Annotated in this window: 15 protein-coding genes and 2 pseudogenes; 9 read left to right on the forward strand and 8 right to left on the reverse strand. The window is 64.9% G+C overall.

Going from position 1 to position 23,889, the window contains the following annotated elements:
• Positions 1–10 precede the first annotated feature (10 nt).
• From ACHMWQ_RS05725 to ACHMWQ_RS05735, 3 genes are read right to left on the reverse strand one after another with little or no spacing between them, the layout of a single operon-like run.
• Positions 11–1,006 (reverse strand): ABC transporter permease, encoded by a 996-nt coding sequence (locus ACHMWQ_RS05725; RefSeq protein WP_354553550.1) that lies wholly within the window; start codon positions 1,004–1,006, stop codon positions 11–13.
• Positions 1,003–2,559 (reverse strand): sugar ABC transporter ATP-binding protein, encoded by a 1,557-nt coding sequence (locus ACHMWQ_RS05730; protein WP_396306725.1) that lies wholly within the window; start codon positions 2,557–2,559, stop codon positions 1,003–1,005. Before ACHMWQ_RS05730 ends, ACHMWQ_RS05725 begins: the two co-directional genes overlap by 4 nt.
• Positions 2,560–2,592: 33 nt before the next feature.
• Positions 2,593–3,285 carry a GntR family transcriptional regulator gene (locus ACHMWQ_RS05735; protein WP_354553552.1) on the reverse strand — a complete coding sequence of 231 codons (693 nt, stop codon included), beginning with the start codon at positions 3,283–3,285 and terminating at the stop codon, positions 2,593–2,595.
• Positions 3,286–3,383: 98 nt separating this feature from the next.
• Between ACHMWQ_RS05735 and ACHMWQ_RS05740 the strand changes: the two genes are divergently transcribed.
• From ACHMWQ_RS05740 to ACHMWQ_RS05755, 4 genes are read left to right on the forward strand one after another with little or no spacing between them, the layout of a single operon-like run.
• On the forward strand, positions 3,384–4,403 hold the full coding sequence (locus ACHMWQ_RS05740; RefSeq protein ID WP_396306726.1) for an Ldh family oxidoreductase: 1,020 nt from the start codon (positions 3,384–3,386) through the stop codon (positions 4,401–4,403).
• An 11-nt stretch (positions 4,404–4,414) separates the two neighbouring features.
• Positions 4,415–5,641, forward strand: coding sequence for an iron-containing alcohol dehydrogenase (locus ACHMWQ_RS05745; RefSeq protein WP_396306727.1), 1,227 nt, complete (start codon positions 4,415–4,417; stop codon positions 5,639–5,641).
• Positions 5,642–5,661: 20 nt separating this feature from the next.
• Positions 5,662–7,149: an NAD-dependent succinate-semialdehyde dehydrogenase gene (locus ACHMWQ_RS05750; RefSeq protein WP_396306728.1), complete on the forward strand. Its 1,488-nt coding sequence runs from the start codon at positions 5,662–5,664 to the stop codon at positions 7,147–7,149.
• Between the two features lie 10 nt (positions 7,150–7,159).
• The gene (locus ACHMWQ_RS05755; RefSeq protein WP_396306729.1) at positions 7,160–8,005 is read left to right on the forward strand and encodes an alpha/beta hydrolase; all 846 of its coding nucleotides are present in this window, start codon (positions 7,160–7,162) and stop codon (positions 8,003–8,005) included.
• A gap of 103 nt (positions 8,006–8,108) precedes the next feature.
• Here the strand turns inward: ACHMWQ_RS05755 and amyA are convergent, their stop codons facing one another.
• The 5 genes from amyA to ACHMWQ_RS05780 all read right to left on the reverse strand — a co-directional run bounded on the left by amyA (position 8,109) and on the right by ACHMWQ_RS05780 (position 13,629).
• Positions 8,109–9,593 (reverse strand): alpha-amylase, encoded by a 1,485-nt coding sequence (gene amyA, locus ACHMWQ_RS05760; RefSeq protein WP_396306730.1) that lies wholly within the window; start codon positions 9,591–9,593, stop codon positions 8,109–8,111.
• A 103-nt stretch (positions 9,594–9,696) separates the two neighbouring features.
• Positions 9,697–11,805: a catalase gene (locus ACHMWQ_RS05765; RefSeq protein WP_396306731.1), complete on the reverse strand. Its 2,109-nt coding sequence runs from the start codon at positions 11,803–11,805 to the stop codon at positions 9,697–9,699.
• Positions 11,806–12,123: 318 nt separating this feature from the next.
• Positions 12,124–12,711, reverse strand: a complete 588-nt coding sequence (locus ACHMWQ_RS05770; RefSeq protein ID WP_396306732.1) for a hypothetical protein — start codon at positions 12,709–12,711, stop codon at positions 12,124–12,126.
• Positions 12,712–12,734: 23 nt separating this feature from the next.
• Positions 12,735–13,028, reverse strand: coding sequence for a PepSY domain-containing protein (locus tag ACHMWQ_RS05775; RefSeq protein ID WP_266345015.1), 294 nt, complete (start codon positions 13,026–13,028; stop codon positions 12,735–12,737).
• Between the two features lie 85 nt (positions 13,029–13,113).
• Positions 13,114–13,629 (reverse strand): DUF892 family protein, encoded by a 516-nt coding sequence (locus tag ACHMWQ_RS05780; RefSeq protein WP_354553560.1) that lies wholly within the window; start codon positions 13,627–13,629, stop codon positions 13,114–13,116.
• 293 nt (positions 13,630–13,922) lie between these two features.
• Here ACHMWQ_RS05780 and ACHMWQ_RS05785 point away from each other — a divergent pair, with 293 nt between their 5' ends.
• The 5 genes and pseudogenes from ACHMWQ_RS05785 (at position 13,923) to ACHMWQ_RS05805 (ending at position 23,836) form a co-directional block, all read left to right on the forward strand.
• On the forward strand, positions 13,923–14,573 hold the full coding sequence (locus ACHMWQ_RS05785; RefSeq protein ID WP_396309396.1) for a hypothetical protein: 651 nt from the start codon (positions 13,923–13,925) through the stop codon (positions 14,571–14,573).
• 482 nt (positions 14,574–15,055) lie between these two features.
• Positions 15,056–16,042 (forward strand): glycosyltransferase, encoded by a 987-nt coding sequence (locus ACHMWQ_RS05790; protein WP_396309397.1) that lies wholly within the window; start codon positions 15,056–15,058, stop codon positions 16,040–16,042.
• Between the two features lie 115 nt (positions 16,043–16,157).
• Positions 16,158–18,369: pseudogene (gene glf, locus ACHMWQ_RS05795) on the forward strand (UDP-galactopyranose mutase).
• A pseudogene (locus ACHMWQ_RS05800) lies at positions 18,366–21,542 on the forward strand (glycosyltransferase). The pseudogenes glf and ACHMWQ_RS05800 overlap by 4 nt, the downstream one beginning before the upstream one ends.
• Positions 21,539–23,836 (forward strand): glycosyltransferase, encoded by a 2,298-nt coding sequence (locus ACHMWQ_RS05805; RefSeq protein ID WP_396306733.1) that lies wholly within the window; start codon positions 21,539–21,541, stop codon positions 23,834–23,836. Before ACHMWQ_RS05800 ends, ACHMWQ_RS05805 begins: the two are co-directional and overlap by 4 nt.
• Positions 23,837–23,889 lie beyond the last annotated feature (53 nt).

Consider the following 23,889-nt stretch of genomic DNA (forward strand, 5'->3'; position numbering starts at 1 on the left):
CCGGCGCGGGCTATTTCGAGAACCTCTGGATCAGCATGGCGATGATGATGATGACGCCCTGTACGGCGGCGACGAGGTATTCGGATACGAAGTCCGAGAGCACCATCAGGTTGGCGATCAGCTCGAGGATGACCGCGCCGGCGACTGTGCCCCAGATCCGTCCCTTGCCGCCGCGCAGCGCCGTGCCGCCAATCACGACCGCGGTGATCACCTGCAACTCCCACAGCACGCCGGTGGTCGGGGTTGCCGCGCCGAGGCGTGGCACGTAGCAGATCGCGGCGATGGCGACGCAGGCGCCTTGGATCACATAGGCGATTGTCCGGGTGCGGATGATCGAGATGCCGGAATAGCGCGCCACATCCTCATTGGCACCGGCGGCGGCGCATTGGCGGCCATACTTCGTCTTGTAGAGGATGAAGGCGCCCAGCGCCGCCACGGCGAGCGAGATGAGGATCGGCAGCGGAATGCCGGCGACCGTGCCGAAATAGACCGGCCGGTAGGCCTCGCGCAGCGTGCGATCGATCGGAATCGTGCCGCCATCCGACATGTAGGTGATCAGGGCGCGGAAGATGCCCATCGTCCCCAGCGTCGCGATGAAGGGCTCGATCTTGCCGACGGTGACGATGACGCCGTTGACGAGGCCGCAGGCTATGCCCGCCAGGATGGCAATCGCCATGCCGGCCGGGATCGACCAGACGCCGACATTCGGCACCATCATGTTCATGCACATGATGGTGATGCCGGTGATGAAGGCGGCCATCGAGCCGACCGAGAGATCGAGACCGCCCGAGGAGATCACAAAGGTCGCGCCGACGGCGATGATCGCGATGAAGGCGCTGCGCGTTATGACGTTGCTGAGATTGGTCGCGGACAGGAAGTCCGGATTGATCACAAAGCCGATGGCGAGCAGCACCAGCAGCGCCAGGAATGGGCCCGCCGCGGTCCAGTTGAAGTTGAAATCCCTGTCGCGCTCGAGCCTTCCGGGCTCTGTCGTTGCAACGCTCATACTCTTCCTCCCTCGGTCGCGTGGGCGACCCCCGCCTCGGCGGTGGCGAGCCATGCGATATTGCTTTCCGTCATCCGCTCGCCGGCGATCTCGCCGTTGATCCGGCCCTGGCGCATGACCAGGATCCGGTCGCAAAGGCCGATCAGTTCCTGCATCTCGGATGAAATGACCACGCAGGCCTTGCCCTCGCTCACCAGCTTGCGGATGAAGGTGTAGATCTGCGCCTTGTTGGCGATGTCGATGCCGCGCGTCGGCTCGTCGATGATCACGACGCTGGGGTTGGTCAGCAGGATCTTGGCGAGCAGCAACTTCTGCTGGTTTCCGCCCGAGAGCTGGCCTGCATGCAGGCGGAGGCTGCGGACGCGGATGTCGTATTGGTCGACGGCCTGGTCCAGCGCGACCGCCTCCTGGCGCTTGCGCAGCCACAGACCTGGATTGAGGCGACGAAGCGCCGACAGGGTCAGGTTGGGCGCCAGCCGCTCCTGCAGCAGCAATCCCTTGCCCTTCCGGTCCTCGGTCAGATAGCCGATGCCGGCGTCGATGGCTTCGCGCGGCGAGCGGATGGCGATCGGCTGGCCATGCAGCTCGACGCGGGCGTCGACCGGCCGCAGGCCGACTATGCCCTCGAACAATTCGGTTCGCCCGGCGCCGATCATCCCGGCAAATCCGAGGATCTCGCCCCGGTGCAGGGTGAACGAGACGTCGTTGGCGTAGCCGGGAACGGTCGCGTTGTTAACCCGTAGGATGGCCTCGCCGCGCGGGGCCTCGCTCTTGGGCGGGTAGAGCGCCGAAAGCTCGCGCCCGACCATCAGCTCGGCCATGTCCATCTGGCTCAGCGTATGGCCGGCATAGGTGCCGATCATCTTGCCGTCGCGCAGGACGGTGACCTTGTCGGCCAGGCGCTGCACCTCATCGAGCCGATGGCTGATATAGAGGACCCCCATATTCCGGTCCTTCAGGCGCAGAACGATTTCGAGCAAGCGCTCAACCTCGTTCCCTGTCAGCACCGCAGTGGGCTCGTCGAAGATCACCAGCTTGTGGTCGTCGAGCAGGGCGCGCCCGATCTGGATCAACTGCCGGTCCGCGAGCCCGACGTCGCGCACGAGCGTCCGGGGCGAGACGTGGCAGCCCAGCTCGTCCAGCTTGTCGCGGGCGATCCGATGCATCGTTCGGTCATCGACCAGCCCGTTGCGCGTGAGTTCGCGGCCCAGGAACAGGTTCTCGGCGACGGTCAGCCCCTCGGCCAGCAGGATCTCCTGGTGGACCAAAACGATGCCGGCTTCTTCCGCCTGATGCGGCGTGGCGAAGGCGACCGGCTTTCCCGACACGGCAATCGTGCCCGCGCTCGGCTGCACATAGCCGGAAATCAGGCGCATCAGCGTCGACTTCCCCGCGCCGTTCTCGCCGATGATGGCATGAATCTCGCCGGCATGAATGTCGATGCCGACATTCGACAGCACCGTCACGGGTCCGTACTGCTTGGAGAGGTTCGCCGTGCGCAGCAGGCAGGGTTCGGCCTGGGTAGCGTCGTGGCGGGGCGGCGTCTGTTGCATGTCCGGATCGCGTGCCATGGAGACGGGTACGGTTCAGTCGAAGGCCGGCAGAAGCCGGTCCCGCGAGTGTTCGATATGCGCGCGCATCGCCTTGGCGGCCGCTTCCGGATCCGCGACCGCGAAGGCGTCCAGCAGCGCCTGGTGCTCGTCCAGCGCTTCGGCCGTGACGCGCCAGTGGAACATCAGGCGGAAGATGTGGAAGTGGGTGTGCTGGAAGCCCAGCATCTCGCGGATGAGCTGATTGCCCGCGAACTCCATGATCCGGTCGTGGAAAATCGCGTCGAGCCGGGCGAAGGTCGAGTAGTGGACGTGGTCGTCCTTGCCTTCGCGGCCCGCCATCACGCCTGCGGCCTCGCGAAGAATGGCGAGCTTCTCGGCGTCCATCGCCGACGCGGCCTTGGCGGCGGCGTCCGGCTCGAGCAGCAGCCGAAGCTCGTAAAGTTCGTCGAAGCGGCGCCGCGTGATCTGCGGAGCGGCCCGGTACCCGACGAGATGGGTCTTCACGACGAGGCCTTCGCCCTCCAGCCGGCCCAGCGCTTCGCGGATCGGCGTCTGCGAGACGCTGAATTCCTTAACGAGGCTGTCGACCGTGATGCGTGAGCCTGGCGCGATCTTGAGGGACATCAGCTGGTTGAAGATCGCCTCATAGACGTCCTCGGCCAGGCTGTTGGCCCGGTGAATGACGGCACTGCCCTGGGTTGTGTCCGTGAAGCGGGTTGAAGTCATCTTCTTCCGTCTTTTGCCTATTGACAGGAGCTAGACCTAGCAGGCTATTTGGGCCAACGCAATACTATATCCTATAGGATCTGATATAGAGTGGGCTCGTGAACATCACCGAACAGGCAGCCATGGCGCTGGCCATGGACCTCCTCGATCAGAGAAAAGTGCCGGAAAGTCATGCGCTTATCCAATCGCGCGTGCTGGTGGAGGCCGAGCTGAAGGGTCACCCTTCTCATGGTCTGCAGCGGCTGCCCCGCATCCTGAGCCGGCTCGAAAAAGGTTTGATCGACGGCAAAACCACCGGCGAGGCCCGCTGGCGCTCCGCCGCCGTGCTGGATGTCGACGGCAAGAAAGGGCTCGGCCCGGTTGTAGCCGGGGCGGCACTGGGTCGCCTGGAGGAGCGTATTGCCGAGACCGGAATCGCCTTGGCCGCGATCCGCAACAACAACCATCTCGGCATGCTGGCGCACTATGTAGAGCACATCGCGGCCGGCGGGCGCATCGGCATCGCCATGTCCTCGAGCGAGGCGCTGGTCCACCCGCATGGCGGCACGCGGGCGATGCTCGGCACCAACCCCATCGCGATCGCCATTCCCACGGCGGACCGCCCGATGGTGCTGGATCTCGCAACCAGCACCGTATCCATGGGCAAGATCCACTATCACGCCGCCAATGACTGGCCGATTCCGGCCGGCTGGGCGCGCGACGCCGAGGGACGTCCGACGACGGATGCCGCCCGCGCGACCCAAGGCGCGATCGCGCCGTTCGGCGGCGCCAAGGGCTATGGGCTCGGCATGGCCATCGAGTTGCTGGTCGCCGCGCTCGCGGGATCGGCGCTCGCGCCCGACATCCAGGGCACGCTGGATGATCGGTTCGCCTGCAACAAGGGCGATGTACTGATCGCCATCGACACGCTTGCCGCGCCCGATTTGGCGCTCCGTCTCTCCGCCTATCTCGACGCCGTCAGGTCATCCGTGCCCGCCGATCCCGAGATCGCCGTCAGCATTCCGGGCGACGGCGCCTCGCGGCGGCGGCAAGCATCGCTGGCCGACGGCTTCCCGATCGAGGTCCCGCTCTGGGACGCGTTGAACAGCCTGAATCTCACCCCCTCCTCGGTTCTTTAAGGAAAACACCAGTGAGCCTGTTTGCAGCCCTGAGGCTTCCGCGCGAAATCCTGTTCGGCAAAGGCCAGCGCCACGCGCTTCCCGATGTGGCGGGCAAACTCGGCAAGCGCGCGCTGATCTGCACGGATGAGCGATTTGCCGGAACGGAAATGTTCGCCCGGAGCGTCGAGGGATTGCGCGCCGCGTCGATCGAGGTCCTGGTCTATGATCAGATCCTGCCGGACGTCCCGCGGGACAGCGTCGCCGTTTGCGTCGAGGCGGCGCGGGCCTTCGCCCCCGACATGGTCATCGGCATTGGCGGCGGCAGCTGTCTCGACATGGCCAAATGCGCGGCGCTTCTCCTCACCCATGGCGGCGTGCTGCAGGACTATTATGGCGAGTTCCGGATTCCCGGGCCTGTCATGCCTGTCATCGCCGTGCCGACCACGGCGGGCACGGGATCCGAAGTCACGCCGGTTGCCGTGATTTCCGATCCGGAAAAGACGCTCAAGGTCGGTATTTCCAGCCCGTATCTGATCGCCGCCGCCGCGATCTGCGATCCAGAGCTGACCATGACCTGCCCGCGTGGCCTGACGGCCATCGCCGGGGCGGATGCGCTCACCCATGCCATCGAGGCATTCACGGCGGCGCGGCGCGGGAACGGAGCCGAGCTGGCGCAGCAGCATGTCTTCATTGGCAAGAGCGATCTCACCGATCACTTTGCGCTTCTGGCGATCAAGCTGCTGGGACGCGGCCTCGAACGGGCCTGCACAGACGGCAGCGACGAGGACGCGCGGGCCGATGTCATGATGGGCGCGCTGGCAGCAGGTTGCGCCTTCGGCACCGCCGGCACAGCCGCGGCCCATGCGGTGCAGTACCCGGTCGGCGCGCTCACCCACACGCCGCACGGCCTCGGGGTAGCGACCATGCTGCCCTACGTGATGACCTATAACCGCGCCGTGGTGGCAGAGCAGATCGCCGAGGTTGGCGCCGCGCTGGGCGTTGATGGCGAAGGCCGGAGCGTCGAGGCGATGGCGGATGGCACGATCGCCGAGATCAGCCGCCTGTTCGCGGCGATCGGCATTACCCCGACGCTCGCCGCGCTTGGATTGCCCGCCGACAAGGTCGACTGGACCGCCGAGCAGGCCCTCGGCATCGGGCGTCTGGTCAAGAACAACCCGCGAAGCCTCGATCTCGACGCCATGCGCCGCCTGGTCCAGGCCGCTTATGACGGCGACCTCGCCGCCTCGGCTCAATGAACCCTTCAGGAGAAACTCCGATGAACGTTCGTCAGCAAATCGATCCGTCGACAACGCATGGACTGGATCTTTCCGAATTTTCGCGCGGTCTCTACATCAACGGCGCCTGGCATGCCTCCCGCAGCGGTCGCGTGATCGCCGTCACCGATCCGTCGACCGGCAAGATCATTGCGTCCGTGCCCGATGCCGCGCTGGAGGATGCCGCAGCCGCGGTTGCGGCGGCTTCCGCTGCTGCCGAGGGCTGGCGGGAGACCGCGCCGCGCAAGCGCTCGGAAATCCTGCGCCGTTGCTTTGAACTGATGGTCGAACGCTCGGAGATGCTGGCCAAGCTGATCTCGCTGGAGAACGGCAAGGCGCTGCGCGATGCGCGCGGCGAGGTCGCCTATGCGGCGGAGTTCTTCCGTTGGAACGCCGAGGAAGCGGTTCGCATCTCCGGCGAGTTCGGCAGGGCGCCGGCCGGCACCAACCGGATCATCGTCGACTACGAACCGATCGGCGTCTGTGTCCTGATCACGCCGTGGAATTTCCCCGCAGCGATGGCGACCCGCAAGATCGCGCCGGCCCTGGCTGCCGGATGCACGGTCATCCTGAAGCCCGCGAGCGAAACCCCGCTCACCGCCTATGCCCTGGCGGCTCTCTATGAAGAGGCCGGTGTTCCGCCGGGCGTCGTGAACGTCCTGACCACCTCCACCCCCGGTCCGCTGACGGCATGGATGCTGGCTGATCCGACGGTGCGCAAGCTCTCCTTCACGGGCTCGACCGGCGTCGGCCGCGCCCTGCTGGCGGAAGCGGCCAAGAACGTCATCTCATGCTCGATGGAACTGGGCGGCAACGCGCCCTTCGTCGTGTTCGACGATGCGGATCTGCAGGCGGCGCTCGATGGCGCCATGGTCGCCAAGATGCGCAATGCCGGCGAAGCCTGCACGGCGGCCAACCGTCTCTATGTGCAGTCCGGCATCTATGACGCCTTCGCCGAGGGGCTGCGTGAGCGCATGGCCAATCTCAAGGTCGGCGCCGGCACGGACGATGCGACTGAGTGTGGTCCTATGATCACCCGCAAGGCCGTGCAGAAGATCGACCGCCTGGTGGAGGATGCGACCAGCCGCGGAGCGCGGGTCCTGTGCGGTGGCACCGTCGGCGAAGGAGAGGGCTTCTTCTATCCGCCGACCGTGCTGGCGGATGTCTCGCCCGAGGCGGAAATGGCGCATGAGGAGATCTTCGGTCCCGTGGCGCCGCTCTACCGCTTCGAGACCGAGAGCGAGGCGATCGCGCGGGCCAACGACACGGAATATGGTCTGGCGGCCTATATCTTCACGCGCGATGTCGCGCGCGGCTTGCGGGTAGCATCGCGAATCGAAGCCGGTATGATCGCGCTCAACCGAGGCCTCGTTTCCGATCCCGCCGCCCCCTTTGGTGGCGTCAAGCAAAGCGGGTTGGGTCGCGAGGGCGGTCAGCATCACGGCATAGCCGAATTCATGGAGGCGAAATACATCGCCACCAGTTTCTGAGGGGGCCATCATGGCGACTGCGCATTCCACGCTCGATCCGTACCGGATCCGCGACCATGTGGCTGATTTCGACGCCATCGTCGCGGACATTCGAGCGCGCAGCGCGCAGACGCGGTCGGCGGTGCCGATGCGCGCCAACGTCGCCTATGGAGAGGATCCGACCGAGACGGTGGACCTGTTCTTCCCCGCCAACCCCAGCCCCTTGATGCCCGTCCATGTCTTTATCCATGGAGGATACTGGCGGATGTTCTCGAAGGAGGATTATTCCTGCGTCGCGCAAACCGTGACGCAGGCGGGCGCCATCGCCGTCATCGTCGATTACGCGCTGATGCCGTCCGTTCGGATGGCGACGATCGTCGATCAGGTTCGGCGCGCCAAGGCGTGGGTGATTGCGAATATCGCCGACTATGGCGGGGATGCGTCGCGACTGACCGTCAGCGGTCATTCCGCCGGCGCGCACCTCTCCACGTTCCTGTTCGACGACCCCGAGAAGTCGTCCGGCATGGGCGCGGCGCTGCTGCTGGGCGGTCTTTACGAGCTGCAGCCGCTGCAATCCTCATTCCTGCATGCGGAAATCGCCATCACGGACGACGAGGTCGCCCGCTTCTCGCCCATGCGCCATCGGCATGACGCGGGTACCCGCGTCATGGTGGCCGTCGGCGAGTTGGAAACGCCGCCCTTTCGCCAGCAGGCGAAAGCCTTTCGGGATGTCCTGGCGGGGCAGGGGCTCTCCGTGGCGCTCCAGTCGGTGCCGTCCCGAAACCACATGGACAGTGTCCGAGACCTCGCCATTCCCGGCTCCGATGCAGGCGCCTTGCTGACTGCCTTGATCGAGGGATCGCTGGCGCCAGCGTAGTGCGCAAGATTAGGCCCTAGTCCAGCGTCGTTGTACGACCGCCGGACTCGGGCCTGATCTTTCGCCGCGTTTTCCGCGATGGGACACTCTGCCTGCGAGAACGCTAGGACTCGGACCGGACCCACACGCTCACGCTGCCGCCATTGGTCGGGAAGGCGGCTCGGCCCTGATCGTCGAGCACGATCTGGTCGTCCCGGTGACCCAGGAAATCGTGGAAGGTAGCGCCGGCCTGATCGGGGCCTAGCTCGACCGATTTCTCGCCGCCCTCGCCATTGGACAGGACCACCACGCAGCCGGGCTCTTCTTCGGTGCCGTGCCGGATGAACCCGACGCAGCTCGCATCATCGAACAGGTCCGTCTGCGGTCCATTCGCGAAACGACTCCGCGCCTCGATCAGCTTGGGCAGGCATTCGATCGCGGGCATGTCGATCTCGTGATCGTTGCCGTCGCCACCCTTGTCGGTGTAGTGCGCGCCGAACAGGTCCGGGTAGAAGACACAGGGGACACCCTGTTCCCGCAACAGGATCAAGGCATAGGCCAGCGGCTTGAACCAGGGCTCGACCGGCGCCTCCAGCGCCTGCAAGGGCTGGGTGTCGTGGTTGTCGACGAGCGTCACCGCATGTTCCGGCGAGGCCGCCACCAGCGAGCCGTCGAATATCGTGCGCATGTCGAAATCGGCACCCTGGGCGGATGCGTCATGAAAGCGGTGGTGCAGTCCGACATCGAACAGCATCAGCTGCTTGTCGACCAGCTCCAGATAGTTCGAGAGCGTCTCCATGTCGGGATGCCAGTATTCGGCAACCACGAAGAGCTCGGGATCTACGGTGTCGCGCATATGGCCGACCCAATCGCGGAAGAACCAGGCCGGGATGTGCTTGGCCGCGTCCAGCCGGAAGCCGTCGACCGGTACCTGCTCCGGCAGCCAGCGGCCCCAATATTTCAGTTCCTCATAGACGGCCTTGTTGCGGAACTCGACGTCGGCACCCATCAGGAAGTCGAAATTGCCGTTTTCGGCGTCGACCTCCTCGTTCCATTCGCCGTCGCCATATTCGTTGACCAGCCGGAAGATGCCGCTTTCATCCGGGTCCTTGATGACATCGACGCCGCTGAAGCACTTCACGTCCCAGATGAACTGCGAATATTGGCCGTCGCGACCGGGAAAGGTGAAGCGGGTGTAGGCCTTGGCCTCGAACGCCTCTTCTTCGATCTGGGTGCGGTCCTCGGGGTTGACCCGGCGCACGCGCACGGTCTCTTCCTCGTCGGCGCCCATCTTGTGATTGAAGACGACGTCATGGATGACGCGCAGGCCCCTGGCGCGCAGCGCGCCGGTCGCCTGTTCCAGGCCGGCGCGATCGCCATACTTGGTGGCGACGGTGCCTTTCTGGTCGAATTCGCCGAGATCGAACAGGTCGTAGCTGTCATAGCCGACCGAATAGCCGCCCGTAGCGCCTTTATAGGCCGGCGGCAGCCAGACATCGGTGACGCCCATGCTCGCGAGCGCATCAGCCCGTTCCCCCACTTCACCCCAGAGACGCCCGCCATCGGGATAGTACCAGTGGAAGAACTGAAGCAGAGTGCGTGGGGCCATGTTTTCCTCGTGTCGCCGCGATGAGCGGGAGAAAACGGCTGGAAACAGAAACGGTTGCTGCGGCAAAACAGCAACCGTTCCGGCAGTTCTTGGCAGATAGAGCTTAGGCGCCGTCGGCGCGATCCCAGAAACGCAGCGCACCGCAGGTCTGGATGAAGCGATCCGCGTCGCCCGCCTGGGCGAGCTGGACGAATCCTGCGTCGAGTTCTTTCGGCAGCCCCGCCTTGTCGAACAGGGCCGTCGCCGCGGCGGTGAAGCCGCAGAACTTGTAGTGCGCATAGGCATCGGCGACGAAGTCACGCGCCGGCGGCAGCTTCAGCAGGTCGGCGAGACCGGCCTCGCTGGCGAGGATGGCCACCGCGTCGAAGAGCACCGAGGGGCCGCCATCGATCTTGCGATGGGCGGGTAGTTGCGTGCCGTCGCTTGCCTTGACGCCGCCGACTGTCGGCGCAATCCGCTCGAAAGTGCCGCCAGCTTTTTCGACCGCCTTCTCGAGGGCGGCCAGCAGAGTGGCGTCGACGCCGTCGGTGATCAGGATGCCCAGCTTGCGTCCCTTGAAATGGCTCGGCCCGTTCTTGAGAATGCTGAGCGCATCCGACGTGGGCAGATCCATCTTGGGTTGAGCCGCCGGGATTGCGGCCTTCGGAAGGTTGGGCAGGCCGAGGCCGGCAGCCACCGTCTTGGCCAGGTCGCCATCGATGTTGAGCAGGTGCGAAACCACGCGCTCCCGGATGGCCGGCGTCTCGCAATTGCTCAGTTCGAACACCAGCGCGTCCGAGATGTGCTTCTGCTCGATGGCCGTCTGGCTGCGATAAAACTGCCGGGCCTGGCTATAGTGATCGGCGAAGCTCTCGGCGCGCAACCGGACCTTCGGACCTTCGGGTTCCTGGGCAAGGGTCTGGAAGCCCTGCATGGGCGCCTCGCGCGGTCCGCCGATTTCCGGCCCCCAGGAATTGGGCTCGTAATTGGCCCGTCCCTTGGGATTATGGAAGGCCATGTGGCCGTCCTGCTGGAAATTATGGAACGGGCACTTCGGGGCGTTGATGGGCAGATGCGTGAAATTCGGCCCGCCGAGACGCTTCAACTGCGTGTCGAGATAGGAGAAATTCCGCCCCTGCAGCAGGGGATCGTTCGAGAAGTCGATGCCCGGGACGATGTTCTGCGTCATGAAGGCGACCTGCTCGGTCTCGGCGAAGAAATTCTCCGGCATGCGATCGAGCACAAGGCGTCCGACCGGCGTTACCGGCAGAATGTCCTCGGGGATCAGCTTGGTCGCATCGAGCACGTCGAAATCGAAGCTGTCGGCAAAGTCCTGGTCAAAGGTCTGCAGGCCGAGTTCCCACTCGGGATAGTCGCCGCTCTGGATCGCGTTCCAAAGATCGCGGCGGTGAAAGTCCGGATCGGCGCCGTTGATCTTGACCGCCTCGTTCCAGACGACCGACTGCATGCCGAGCTTCGGCTTCCAGTGGAACTTGACGAAGGTCGACTTGCCCTCGGCATTGACGAGCCGGAAGGTGTGAACGCCGAAGCCTTCCATGAAACGGAACGAGCGCGGGATGGCCCGGTCGGACATGATCCACATGATCATGTGCATAGCTTCCGGCATCAGCGACACGAAATCCCAGAAATTGTCGTGCGCGCTCTGGGCCTGCGGGAAGTCGCGGTCCGGTTCCTGCTTCACGGAGTGAACCAGGTCGGGGAACTTGATCGCGTCCTGGATGAAGAAGACCGGGATGTTGTTGCCAACCAGGTCCCAGTTGCCTTCCTTGGTATAGAACTTGACGGCGAAACCGCGCACGTCGCGCGCCAGATCGGCCGATCCCTTGTTGCCGGCGACCGTCGAAAACCGCACGAAAACCGGGGTCTTTTCGCCGGCGCGCTGAAAGATGTCGGCGCGCGTCAGATCGGTAAGCGGCTGATAGGTCTCAAAAAATCCATGCGCGCCGTAGCCTCTCGCATGGACGACGCGCTCGGGAATGCGCTCGTGATCGAAGTGGAAGATCTTCTCGCGGAAATGCCCATCTTCGATCAGCGCGGGGCCGCGCGCCCCTTGGCGAAGCGTGTTCTGATCGTCTGCGACCGGCATGCCCTGCTGCGTCGTGAGGGTCTTGTACCCTCCCTCGGTGGTCTGGTGCGTCTCGCCTCCGGCGCCCCGATTAATGACTTCATCGCCCAATTTGGCGGGCGAGTTCACGCGACTTTTCGGGTCCATGAGGTTCCTCCCAGTTGTGGTGCTTGGATGGAATGCGCCGCGCGTGGTTCACGCGACGGCTGCGCATCAACGGGGGCAAGCCATGATCCGTTCCCCGAAATGCGCGGGAGATCGGCGGAATCGTGGTGCCGGCTATGCATTTCAGGAAGGAACGCTGGGCGTGCGGACGACAGCCTGAGTAGGCTTCCCGGTCGCGCAAACGTTCATCTTGGGTAGACGGCGGCGCATCTGGGGCGGCAGGCCGTTGCTGACATTTCAGGCTGTCGCTCTCGAGCGACAGCCTGAAATGGAGCGGGGCCCGAAGGCCCCGCACTTTCTTTAGATTCGGCCGCTATACGTGCCGACGCGATCCCTCGGGGGCATCGGCGCATCCGGGTCGAAGCTGGTCCAGCCGGCCGTCTCGTAATCGCTACGGCGGCGTTCCAGGTCGACAGCGCGTGCGTCATGCAGCACGCCGCGAGCCAGTTCAGCCTTCTCGTCAGCAACGCGGGCGGTGACCAGCGTGCCGCCGCGGCGAACGCCTTCGGCATAAACATGCGCATCGCGCTCCGGCACGCCGGATTCCGTCAGGGCGCCGACGATGCCGCCAGCTGCGCCACCGACGACCGCGCCGGCGGCAGCGCCGGCTGCGGTTGCGATCAGCCAGCCGGCCGCCACGACCGGGCCAACGCCCGGAATGGCGACGATGCCCAGACCGGCGAGAAGGCCGCCGAGGCCGCCAAAGGCGGCGCCAATGCCGGCGCCGGCGCTGGCGTCAACGGCAACATCCGAAGCATCGACGTCGCCGTCGACATTGGAAGCAACCACGCTGATATCATCGCGGGCAATGCCAAGAGCCTGAAGATCGCGAACGGCGGCAGTGGCATCTGCGTGCGTGTCAAACAGTCCAGAAACGGTCGTAGTCATGATATGTCCTTTCAACTCGAAACTTACTTGCTGGTGACGTTGCCCTGGAAGTCGACGGCAACGTCCATCATGGCTCCGCCCTTCGATGCCTTGCCGCGCCAGATGCCCTCGGCGTCCTTCACCAGCGCCGAAACGTCGGTGTAGCCGGCGTCGGTGACGCGAGCGCGGGCCTGGTCTTCGGTGAAGCTGTTCGCGCCGGCGACCGGAGCGGCGGGGTTCGTCTGCTCACCAGCGACGGCCGGGGTCTTTGCCTCTTCCGCAAAAGCGGGCGCAGCGGAGGCAGCGATCAGAAGGCCGGCGAATACGAGGTTCTTCATGGTGGATCTCCAGATTTAGAAAAAGCTCTCCCGGCCACGGCAAACCGTGTTGCAAAAGGCCGGGAGAAGAATGAGAGAGGGGCGGTTAGGCGCGAGCGGCCTTGCGGCCTTCCTCGGCGCTGGCATTGACGCCAGCTTCGGCGATCTGCGTGAGCAACGCGTCCGCCTTGTGCTCTTCCTGAAGCGTCTCATCGAGAAGCTTGGCGGCGTCTTTCATGCCAAGCTGCATCGCCCAGGTCTTGAGCATGCCGTAACGGGCAATCTCGTAATGCTCGATGGCCTGACCGCAGCCGATCAGGACGGCGTCAGCGGCGGCCGTTCCGCCGAAATCTTCCAGGTCTTCTTCCATCTCGGACGTGATGCCAACCATGGCATCGCAGGTCTTGCCACGTGCCGGCTTACCGAGAATTTCGAAAACCTGCACCAGACGCTCGACATGGCCCTGGCTTTCCTCGCCATGGTCCGTGAAAGCCTTCTTGAGCTCAGGCGACTGTGCAGCCTTCGCCGACTTCTTGCAAGCCTTCACAGACTGCTTCTCGGCAAAGTAGACATCCTTGAGCGTCTCGTAAAACGCATCCGACAAATTCTTCTCAGCGGCCATGATCTTCCTCCGGAGTACTCGGAAACTCATTCCGAGTGCGTGATTGTGCGGTATCAACCACCTTGATCGCTTATCGTTCCCTGAAATCGGCGACGAAATCTCATCGGATCCGTTCGCTGGTCTGAGGGTCGGAGGGAAACCATGCAGGCTCTCGCCTCACTCATAAGTGGCCGGGATTGTATGGGGCTCATCCGAAACCGAGGGGGACTGCCGGATCCATGGAGGTCGCATTTGTGACGCTCTCTGGCGGAGAGGGCTTGTTCGACCCGTGGGAGGAGGCCTATCTGGAACTCATGTCGTCTCAGCCAAAAAAGAACGGGGCTCCAGAGCGGGTGCAAGAATGGGTGCTGCCGGCGGCGGTCACCCTGGGATCGTCGGTGCGCGCTCACGGCATCCTGCTGGAGATGCGGGCTCGACAGCCTTCCGCCGCGAAGAAGGCGCTCTCGGTCAAGGGCAGCATTCTCATCCTGACCATGCCTGAGACTTCCGCTGAAGCCTTTGCCGCCACGGCAGCGGTTGTTTCCCGTGCGCTGGAGGGGATCGAGGCATTGCCCGTGATCCCGCGCGAGATCGAGGACATCCTGACGATCTCCGCGACCGAGCGGCATCGGTGGCTCAAGGACGGCCGCCTGCAAAGCGCCGGGACGCGCACGGTGAAACTTCGGGGACGCGCCAAGAAGATTACTTTTCACGTGTTCGATCCGCGTCATGTCGAGGACGTCATGGATCGCGACCTGGTGACCGTATGGCGCGAGGACGACGCGGCGAAGGCCTCGGAGAACCGAAAAAGGGCGGCGGGGAAGGCAGCCTTGACCCGTTCCGGCAAGGGCGCGCCGAAGGCCAAGCCCGTGCCGTCGTCGGCCGCTGGACAGAACCGGGAGAAGCTTCCGGCGCCGAAGCTCCAGGGTTGGGAAGAGTTCGAGCGCGACGAACTTCTGCGCTGAAGGGTGCGAAATATTTAGGCTCTTAATGCAGTCAAATAAGCCGGCTTAAGATTTTCCCGTTTTCCGCGTCGGCCGAATCCCCATTTTCTCCTTAGCGCTCGAAGCCATCAGGACTTTCGCGTCCGCGGGTCCGGTCTTTATTTCACAATTTCCCTCCGAAAACGAACGCCTGCTTGGGTTGCCGTAGCGGCGTCAAGCGTTGCGTGCGCTGCAATAACCTTGGGAACGTAAACCAGAGCGTCGCCATTAGACCCCTTGCGAGGCAGCGACCCAACCGGGATTTCACCCCTCGTCCGCCAAAATGGGGTGCTTGATTGTTTGTCGACAGCAATTCTCTCGGCGGTTCGATCGTCGTCATCAGCGACCTCGTGGAGCCGCATCCAAGCTTTCCGGCAGAGGCCCTCTTCGACCATCACGTCGCGGAGAGGACGCCAAAGCCCCCCGTTCAGGGAGGGTACCTGGAACGACTTCCTTTGGCGGCTGTGCAAGCCGGATTGGCCGACCACGCGGAGATCTGGCACCACCACCGTAGCACGGGAACGGCCGTCTTCCAGGGCGATGACGGCATCACGCGGCGCGCCTTTCCCGTCAGCGATAGTGCCGCCCCGTTTCATTCCGAGACCATGATTGAATTCATCGAGCGACAGGGTGCCCCGCGCATTCTCTGCGTCTGGGGTCTGGGCGTCTCCGAGACGATTCTCGAAGCCTGTGGCTCGAGCATCAAGATCTACAATTCCATCGACGTGCCCGCCCTGCGCGTGCCGCCCGAGGTCAGCCGCCATTTCGACCTCGTGCTGACCGGCGCCGGGTGGCAAAGCGATGAGGTGCGGCAACGGCATCCCGATATGCCGACGCTCATTCTGCCGGTCGGCCCCGACTTCGCTTCGCCGGAGACCTTCTTTCGCGTCGCCGATGTCCCGAAGATCTATGACGTTGTCTATGTGGCTGCCGCCCAGCCCTACAAGCGGCATGACATCCTGCTCGACGCGTTGGCCCGTTCATCCCGGCCGCTCAAGGCGCTTTGCGTCATGGGATATGGCGAGGATGGCGACCGGCTGCGCCAGGTTGCGGCCGAGCGAGGGCTGGAGGTCGATTTCGTCGGCCCACCGGGCGTGCCGCATGCCGAGGTCAACAGGCTGATCAATCAGGCCCGGGTCGGGGTCGTTTGCGGCGTCGATGACGGCGCGCCTGCGATCCTGACCGAATACATGCTGGCCGGTCTGCCAGTGGTCGCCAACGACGCCTTGCGCTGCGGGCTGCAGTACATCGAGCCCGAGACCGGGATCGCCGCGCCCGCCGACCGCTTCGAGGTCGCCATTCTCGAAGCGCTTGAGCGCACAGACTTCAACCCACGCCAGACGGTTCTCGATCGCTGGGCGTGGCCCCATTCCATTTCCAAGCTCGCCGCCCGGATCCGCTCGCTCGAAGCGACCCGCGCCGAGCGCCATCCCCTTTCCGAGCTTGCGTGAGGCCTCCATGAACCAGCAAATTCTCAAGAGCTTCGCCAACAGCAATGTCCAGGCGCCGCTGATCTGCTTTTCGCATCTGCGCTGGGACTTCGTCCTGCAGCGGCCGCAGCATCTGATGAACCGGTTTGGCCGGAGCCGGCAGGTCTATTTCTTCGAGGAATACATCCCGACCGAGCATCACTCGCCCTATCTCGAAACCCATCCCTACGAAGGCACCAACATAGTGTCGATCCGGCCGCGCCTGCCGCGCGACTGGGACGAGCCCCGGCGCGAGGCGGGACTGCGGCAGCTGCTGGACCTGATGCTGCGGCTTAATGGCATCATCAAACCGATCCTCTGGTTTTACAGCCCGTCCATGTTCGGCTTTGCCCGGCATGTCGACGCGTCGGCGGTTGTCTATGACTGCATGGACGAGCTTGCCAATTTCCGCTTTGCGCCGCCCCGGCTCAAGGAACTGGAAGCGGAGCTCATGGAGAATTCCGACCTGGTCCTGACCGGCGGCTCCAGCCTGTTTTCAACCCGGCGGAACCGGCACGACAACATCCATCTGTTTCCCTCGGGCGTCGAGATCGAGCACTTCGCCACGGCGCGCAGCGACGTCCAACCCGCCGCGGACATGGCGGCGCTTCCGGGCAAAAAGCTTGGCTTCTACGGCGTCATCGACGAGCGTATCGACTTGCCCTTGCTGGCAGAACTCGCCCGATCGCATCCGGAATGGTCGATCGTCATGGTCGGACCGCTCGCCAAGATCGGTTCCGCATGAACTGCCGAGCGCGCCCAACCTGCATTTCATGGGTCCGCGCGCCTATGGCGACCTGCCGGCCTGCCTCGCGGCGTGGGACGTGGCGCTGATGCCGTTCGCCATCAACGAGGCGACGCGGTTCATCAGCCCGACCAAGACGCCGGAATATCTGGCGGCCGGACTTCCGGTCGTCTCCACGCCGATCGTCGATGTCGTCGCCACCTATGGCGATAATCCGGAAGCCGTGCGGATCGCCGACACGCCTGCCGCCTTCATCGCGGCCTGCGAGGCCGCGCTGGCGGCCGATCCCGCGACCTTCCTGCCGGAAATCGACCCCAAGCTCGCCACCATGAGCTGGGACGGAACGTTCCGCCGCATATCGGCGCTGGTGGACCAGGCGATCAGCGCCAGGCTGATGCCGCTTCCCGCCCCGGCCGTACGCCGCTACGCGCAGGGTGGCGCCTATGACTACCTCATCGTCGGCGCAGGCTTTGCCGGCAGCGTCCTGGCCGAACGGCTGGCTGCGGGCTCTGGCAAGCGGGTGCTGGTCTGCGATCGCCGCCCGCACGTCGGCGGCAATGCCTACGACCACCATGACGCCGCCGGCATCCTGGTCCATAAATACGGCCCGCATATCTTCCATACCAACAGCGACGACATCGTCGCCTACCTGTCGCGCTTCACCGCATGGCGGCCTTACCAGCATCGCGTGCTGGCGTCGGTCGGCGAGCGCCTGCTCCCCATGCCGATCAACCGGACGACGCTCAATGCGCTCTATCAGCTGAACCTGCGCACCGACGCGGAAACCGAGGAATTCCTACGCTCCCGGGCTGAGCCTCAGGAGTTGATCCGCAGCGCCCGCGACGTCGTCATCAATCAGGTCGGCAGCGAACTCTATCGAACGTTTTTCGAGGGCTATACCCGCAAGCAATGGGGCGTGGATCCGAGCGAACTGGACAAGTCCGTGACCGCTCGCGTGCCGACGCGCTCCAATGCCGATGACCGGTATTTCCTCGATCAGTTCCAGGCCATGCCGCTTCATGGCTACACCGCGATGTTCGAGAACATGCTCGATCACGACAATATTGAACTGGCTCTGGGCGTGGACTACCGGGATCTGCGCGCCGACGGACTGGCGAAACGGATCATCTATACCGGCCCGATCGACGAATATTTCGATCATCGCTTCGGCGCCTTGCCCTACCGCAGTCTGCGCTTCCAGCACGAAACCTTGGCGCAGCGGCGCTTCCAGCCGGTCGCCGTGGTCAACTATCCCGATCCCGAAATCCCCTATACTCGCATCACGGAATACAAGCATCTGACCGGCCAGACCCACCGGCAGACCAGCATAACCTACGAATTCCCCCAGGATGCAGGCGATCCCTACTATCCAATCCCCCGGCCGGAAAATGCCGCGCTCTACAAGCAATACGAGGCGCTCTCGCGGGAGCACCCGAACGTGACCTTTGTGGGCCGCCTTGGAACCTACCGTTACTACAACATGGATCAGGTCGTGGGCCAGGCATTGGCCACCTATCGCCGGATGGGGGCCGATCTTGCCCAGACCCAGGAGGTGCCGGTTTGAAGCCGAAAATCATTCTGGCGACGGACAGCCAAGAGCCCTCCGGGGTCGGCGAACACATGCTGACGCTCGGCGCGGCCCTGGCAACCGACCATGACGTCATCCTGGCCGCGCCGGACCATGCAGCCGGTCGCCTGTTGCTCCACCGGGGCGCTGCTCTCGGATTGGGCGTCAAGGCGCTCGATCTGCAGAATCCTCCCCAAGTCCGTACCTGGTTTGCCGGATTGGGTAACGCGCTCCTGCATGTGCATGCGGGGATCGGCTGGGAAGGGCACGACCTGGTGCGGTTCGGCAAGGCGGCCGGCCTTGCCGTGCTCCGGACCGAGCATCTTCCTTATCTCTTGACCGATCCCGTCCAGCAGGCTGCCTATCGCGCCATGCTGCTCAGCACCGACGGGCGCATCGCGGTGTCGGAGACCGTGCATGCCTCCTTCCGGGACAAGGGCGGATCGCGGCTCACCATCATCCGCAACGGCGTGGCGGCGCACCCGGCAAGCGGCGCGAGGGACGACACGCGTCATGCGCTGGGGCTGGGCGACGGCGACAAGATGCTGCTGACCGTGGCGCGCCTGTCCGAGCAAAAGGGCCATTCCCTGCTGGTCGAGGCCGCGCCCGCCGTACTGGAGCGGTTCCCGAATACAAGATTCGTTCTGGTCGGCACCGGGCCGGAGGAAGCGCGGCTCGCGGAGCAGATCCTTCAGTCCGGCCTGGAGGAAAACTTCCTCTTTCTCGGCCAGCGTGACGACGTTCCCGACCTGCTGGCGGCAGCCGACCTGTTTGTCCTGCCGTCGCTGTTCGAGGGGTTGCCGCTCGCCCTGCTGGAGGCGGTCTCCGCCGGATTGCCCGCTGTGGTGACCACGGCCGGCGGCTCCGTTGAGGTTCTGGGCAGCGATCACCCGTTCCTGGCTGAAACCGGCAGCGCCCCGGGACTCGCCGAGGCGATCGTCGCGGCCTTGGACGATCCCGACCGCGCCCAGGCCTCCGCCGAGGCCGCATCCCGGCGCTTCAAGGACCGCTTCTCGGCCGCGCGCATGGCGGCCGAAACGGCCGCTTTTTATCAATCGATCCTGCAAAGGCGGGGCGCATGAGGTTCCAGTCCATGACCAAGACCCGTATCGGCTTCATCGGGGTGGGCGGCATCGCACGCCGCCATCTGGGCGTCCTCGAGCAGTTCGACGACGTGGAGCTGGCAGGCTTCGCCGACACCGACTTTGACCGGGCGGTCGACGCGGCTTCTCGCTATGGCGCGCGCGCCTATGCCGATCATCAGGCGCTGTTGGACGATCCGGAGCTCGATGCCGTCTACATCTGCATTCCGCCCTTCGCGCATGGCGAGGCGGAGCGGGCAGTGATTGCCCGTGGCCTGCCCTTCTTCGTCGAGAAGCCGCTGTCGTTGGATCTCGCCGTCGCCGAGGAACTGGCCGCGTCGGTCGAGCAGGCCGGCCTCGTCACCGCCGTCGGCTATCATTGGCGCTATATCGACACGGTAGAGGAGGCCCGGCGCCGGCTCGCGGACAACCCGGCGCAGCTGATCTCCGGCTATTGGCTCGACCAGACGCCCCCGCCGCCCTGGTGGTGGCGGATGGACCGTTCCGGCGGCCAGATGGTCGAGCAGACGACGCATATCATCGACCTCGCGCGGTATCTGGTGGGGGATGTCGTCCAGGTCTTCGGTCTCGCCGGCCACAAGGATCGCGACGCCTATCCGGGCCTCGACGTGCCAACGGCCAGCACGGCGAGCCTGCGCTTCGCTTCCGGCGCGATCGGCAATCTCGCCTCCACCTGCCTGCTCGAGTGGGGCCATCGGGTCGGCCTTCACCTGTTCGCGGAAGGATTGGCGCTGGAGCTTACCGACCACGACATCATGATCGATGTCGGCCAGGGGCGACCCGTCCTGCACGCCGGCAGCGACCCGGTCTGGAAGGAGGATCGCGACTTCATCGACGCGGTCCGTGGCGAGACCAATCGCATCCGCTGTCCCTATGGCGAGGCGCTCAAGACCCATCGCGTTGCCCTTGCCATCAGCCAGTCCGCCCGAGAGGGCAGGGCAATCGACATTCTTCCCGGCCGATAGGGGCACCATGTCCGAACGACAGATCCGCTCCCTCGGCATTGAACGCGAGGGCCAGGCCTACACTTTCCCCTATGGCGAGGGCGACCCGCCGGAAGGGCATGTCCGGCTGCAGACGCTTTATACCGGCTTCTCGGCCGGTACCGAGCTCACCTTCATGAAGCACACAAACCCCTATTTTCATTCCCGCTGGGATGGCGACCGGGGCGTGTTCATCGAGGGCGAACCGGGCCTGCAATATCCGGTGCCCTTCCTGGGCTACATGGAAGTCGCCCGCGTCATCGAAAGCCGCACGCCCGCCTTCCGTCGTGGCCAGGTGCTGGCCACGACCTTCGGCCACAAGACGGGCCACACGGCCGATCCCGCCCGCGACGTGCTGATCCCCTTGCCGCCGGAACTTGATCCTATCCTCGGCATCTTCGTGGCCCAGATGGGGCCGATCGCCGCCAACGGCATCCTGCACGCCGACGCCGAGCAGTTCGGCACCAACGTCAGCCGGCTCGGCCAATCCCTGACCGACAAGCCGGTGCTGGTGATCGGCGGTGGCTCGGTGGGGCTGATGACGGCAATGTTCGCGCGCCAGGCCGGCGCCAGCGAGGTGGTGGTCGCCGATCCGTCCGCCTTCCGCCGCGAGCGGCTGATGGCGATGGGCTTTGTGGCCATGGAGGAGGACGAGGCCTGGAAGCATGCGCGCACGCACTGGCATAGCGGGGGCGAGCGCGGCGCCGATTTCGTGTTCCAGACGCGCGCCCATGCGGGCAGCCTGCACACCGCCCTGCGCGCCTTGCGGCCGCAGGGGACCGTCATCGATCTCGCCTTCTACCAGGGGGGCGCCGATGCGCTGAGGCTTGGCGAGGAGTTCCACCACAACGGCCTCACCATCCGCTGTGCGCAGATTAACCGCGTGCCGCGCGGGCTCGCCCATTTGTGGGACCGCCGGCGCCTGGCTCTGGAAACGGTGGCGCTGCTGCAGGTGGAGGCGCCGGCCATCCTGCGCGAGATCATCACCCATATCGTCCCGTTCGAGGATGGACCGGCCTTCCTGGCGGAGCTGGTCGAGAACCGTCCCGATTTCATGCAGATCGTCTTTCAGGTGGCCGAGTGAGCAGCGAACCAACCCGCATCCTGTTCGTCTTCGCCTGGCTCGTGGTGGGCGGCGAAGAGACCGAAGTCCGCTTGCTGGCGCAAAATCTGGACCCGGCGCAATACCGCATCGACGTCGTGGCCTGCTTCCACAAGCCCGGCATGCCCGACCAGACCCACGAGCAATTGCGGGAGCTGGGGGTCGATGTGGATACGGTCCCCTATGCCTTGTCCTTCGACGACACGGTGTCCTATCTCGCCCGCAAGGTCGCCGACTACGATCTCGTCGTCTCATGCCAGAACGTGGCCGACATCTATCCCGCCCTGGAGCGCGCCCATATGCGGCCGCCACTGATCGAGCATGGCGGACTGGTGTCGGAGGCGTTGGCGGGCCCGAAGCATTTCACCAACCGATATGTCGGCGTCTGCCGCACCATCCGGGATGCGGCGGCAGGCCGGATGCCGGGCCGCGAGCATCACGCGATCGAAATTCCCTCCATGGTCGATCTCGATGCGTTCAAGGCCGGAGACCGCATGCGGATCCGCCTGGAGCTCGGCCTGGAGGAGGCCGTGCCGCTGATCGGCTGGATCGGTCGTCTGGACAGCAAGAAGCGCGTCGAGGATTTCATCGCGGCCGCCGCCATCGTCCATCGGCAAAGGCCCGATGCGCAGTTTCTGGTCGTCGGCGGGCCGGACGCCTTCATGCCGGAATATGCGGACCGTCTGAAGGCGCTGGCGGTCGAGTGCAAGCTGGAGGGCGTTCTTCGCTTCCTGGGAGATCGCAAGGACGTGCCGGCGATCTGCGCCGCACTCGACGTCTTCACGTGGCTGTCGCGTGGCGAGGGCATGCCACACGTGATCGCCGAAGCTGGAGCGGCTGGATTGGCGATCATCGCAACGCCGGACAATGGCGCGCAGCAGCAGATTGAAGACGAGGTGTCGGGCCTGTTCGTTTCGCATGAGGACCCATCCGCGGTGGCGTCCGCCATGCTGCGTCTGCTCGACTCGCCCGCGCTGCGCCAGCGGCTCGGTTCGGCCATGCGCCGATCGGTCGAAGCCCGATACAGCGTGCAGGCCGTGCTGCCGCAATGGCGCGCCCTGTTCGATGCCGTGATGGCCGAACGTTCGCCGGCGCCGCGGCCGAGCGTCTTCCAATCCTACTGGCAGGGCGGGTTCGAGTGTTCGACGCACCGCCTTCGGTCGGGCCGCCGGCTCGACATCCTCCAGTCCAGCCAGCACGACAAACATGCCGAAGCCGATTACCGCCAGCTGGCGGCGCGCGGCATCCGCACGGTGCGCGACGGGCTCCGCTGGCACCGCATCGAAGCGACGCCGGGGAAATACGACTGGTCGAGCTTCGATCCCATGCTCGCCGCCGCGCAGCGGGCCGGCACCCAGGTGATCTGGGATCTGTTCCATTATGGATGGCCTGACGACATCGACATCTGGCGACCGGAATTCGTCCATCGCTTCGAGCGTTTCGCACGCGCCGCGGCGCAGCGCGTCCGGGATTATTCCGACGCCGTTCCCTTTTACTGCCCGGTCAACGAGATCTCCTTCTCGGCCTGGGCGGGGGGCGACGCCGGCTATCTCAACCCCTTTGGCCAGGGGCGGGGCCACGAACTGAAAGTCCAGCTGACGCGGGCGGCGATCGTGGCCATGCATGCGATCCGCGACGTCGATCCGCGCGCCCGCTTCGTGCATGCCGACCCGGCCATCAACGTGGTGACCGATCCGGGCCGGCGACATGAATTCTGGGCGGCCGAGGGGCATCGCCAGGCCCAGTACCAGGCCTGGGACATGATTGCCGGCGCGAGCTGGCCGCAGCTGGGCGGGTCGCCGGACCTGCTCGATATCGTCGGGGTCAACTACTACTTCAACAACCAGTGGATCCATGGCGGCCCGCCGATCGATATCGGCCACCCGCAATATCGCTCGCTCCATCGCCTGCTGATGGAGATCCATGGCCGCTATGGCCGGCCGATCCTGCTTGCCGAGACGGGCATCGAATTCGCCCGGCGCCCCGCCTGGCTGGGCTATGTGGCCGCGGAGCTGGAACTTGCCCGGGCCAAGGGCGTCCCGATGGAGGGCCTCTGCCTCTACCCGGTCCTCAACCATTTCGGCTGGGACGACGACCGTCCCTGCCAGAACGGTCTGTTGGAACAGGAATGGACGAATGGGCAACGGGGCGTATTTGAACCCCTGGCGGACGAACTCGCCCGGGTGCAGACGCTGCATGCCACCCAACTCCAGCCTCGGGTTGCCCAGGCGGATGACGCGGTAAAGGTCGCGCAGAGGCATCTGGCCGACGCTTGAGCCGGCGCCCGGGAAGCAAGCAGGGGGGCGCTCGGCCCGGTCCTGCACCCTTG

The organism is Kaistia sp. UC242_56, from assembly GCF_044452255.1.
GTDB classification, from domain to species: Bacteria; Pseudomonadota; Alphaproteobacteria; order Rhizobiales; family Kaistiaceae; genus Kaistia; species Kaistia defluvii_A.

What these genes read in the sequence shown, in the direction of transcription:
- ACHMWQ_RS05765 (WP_396306731.1), bottom strand. Translation starts at nt 11,805, where the DNA reads ATGGACCCGAAAAGTCGCGTGAACTCGCCCGCCAAATTGGGCGATGAA.
- ACHMWQ_RS05755 (WP_396306729.1), top strand. Translation starts at nt 7,160, where the DNA reads ATGGCGACTGCGCATTCCACGCTCGATCCGTACCGGATCCGCGACCAT.
- amyA (WP_396306730.1), bottom strand. Translation starts at nt 9,593, where the DNA reads ATGGCCCCACGCACTCTGCTTCAGTTCTTCCACTGGTACTATCCCGAT.
- ACHMWQ_RS05780 (WP_354553560.1), bottom strand. Translation starts at nt 13,629, where the DNA reads ATGGCCGCTGAGAAGAATTTGTCGGATGCGTTTTACGAGACGCTCAAG.
- ACHMWQ_RS05775 (WP_266345015.1), bottom strand. Translation starts at nt 13,028, where the DNA reads ATGAAGAACCTCGTATTCGCCGGCCTTCTGATCGCTGCCTCCGCTGCG.
- ACHMWQ_RS05750 (WP_396306728.1), top strand. Translation starts at nt 5,662, where the DNA reads ATGAACGTTCGTCAGCAAATCGATCCGTCGACAACGCATGGACTGGAT.
- ACHMWQ_RS05735 (WP_354553552.1), bottom strand. Translation starts at nt 3,285, where the DNA reads ATGACTTCAACCCGCTTCACGGACACAACCCAGGGCAGTGCCGTCATT.
- ACHMWQ_RS05785 (WP_396309396.1), top strand. Translation starts at nt 13,923, where the DNA reads ATGTCGTCTCAGCCAAAAAAGAACGGGGCTCCAGAGCGGGTGCAAGAA.
- ACHMWQ_RS05730 (WP_396306725.1), bottom strand. Translation starts at nt 2,559, where the DNA reads ATGCAACAGACGCCGCCCCGCCACGACGCTACCCAGGCCGAACCCTGC.
- ACHMWQ_RS05725 (WP_354553550.1), bottom strand. Translation starts at nt 1,006, where the DNA reads ATGAGCGTTGCAACGACAGAGCCCGGAAGGCTCGAGCGCGACAGGGAT.
- ACHMWQ_RS05770 (WP_396306732.1), bottom strand. Translation starts at nt 12,711, where the DNA reads ATGACTACGACCGTTTCTGGACTGTTTGACACGCACGCAGATGCCACT.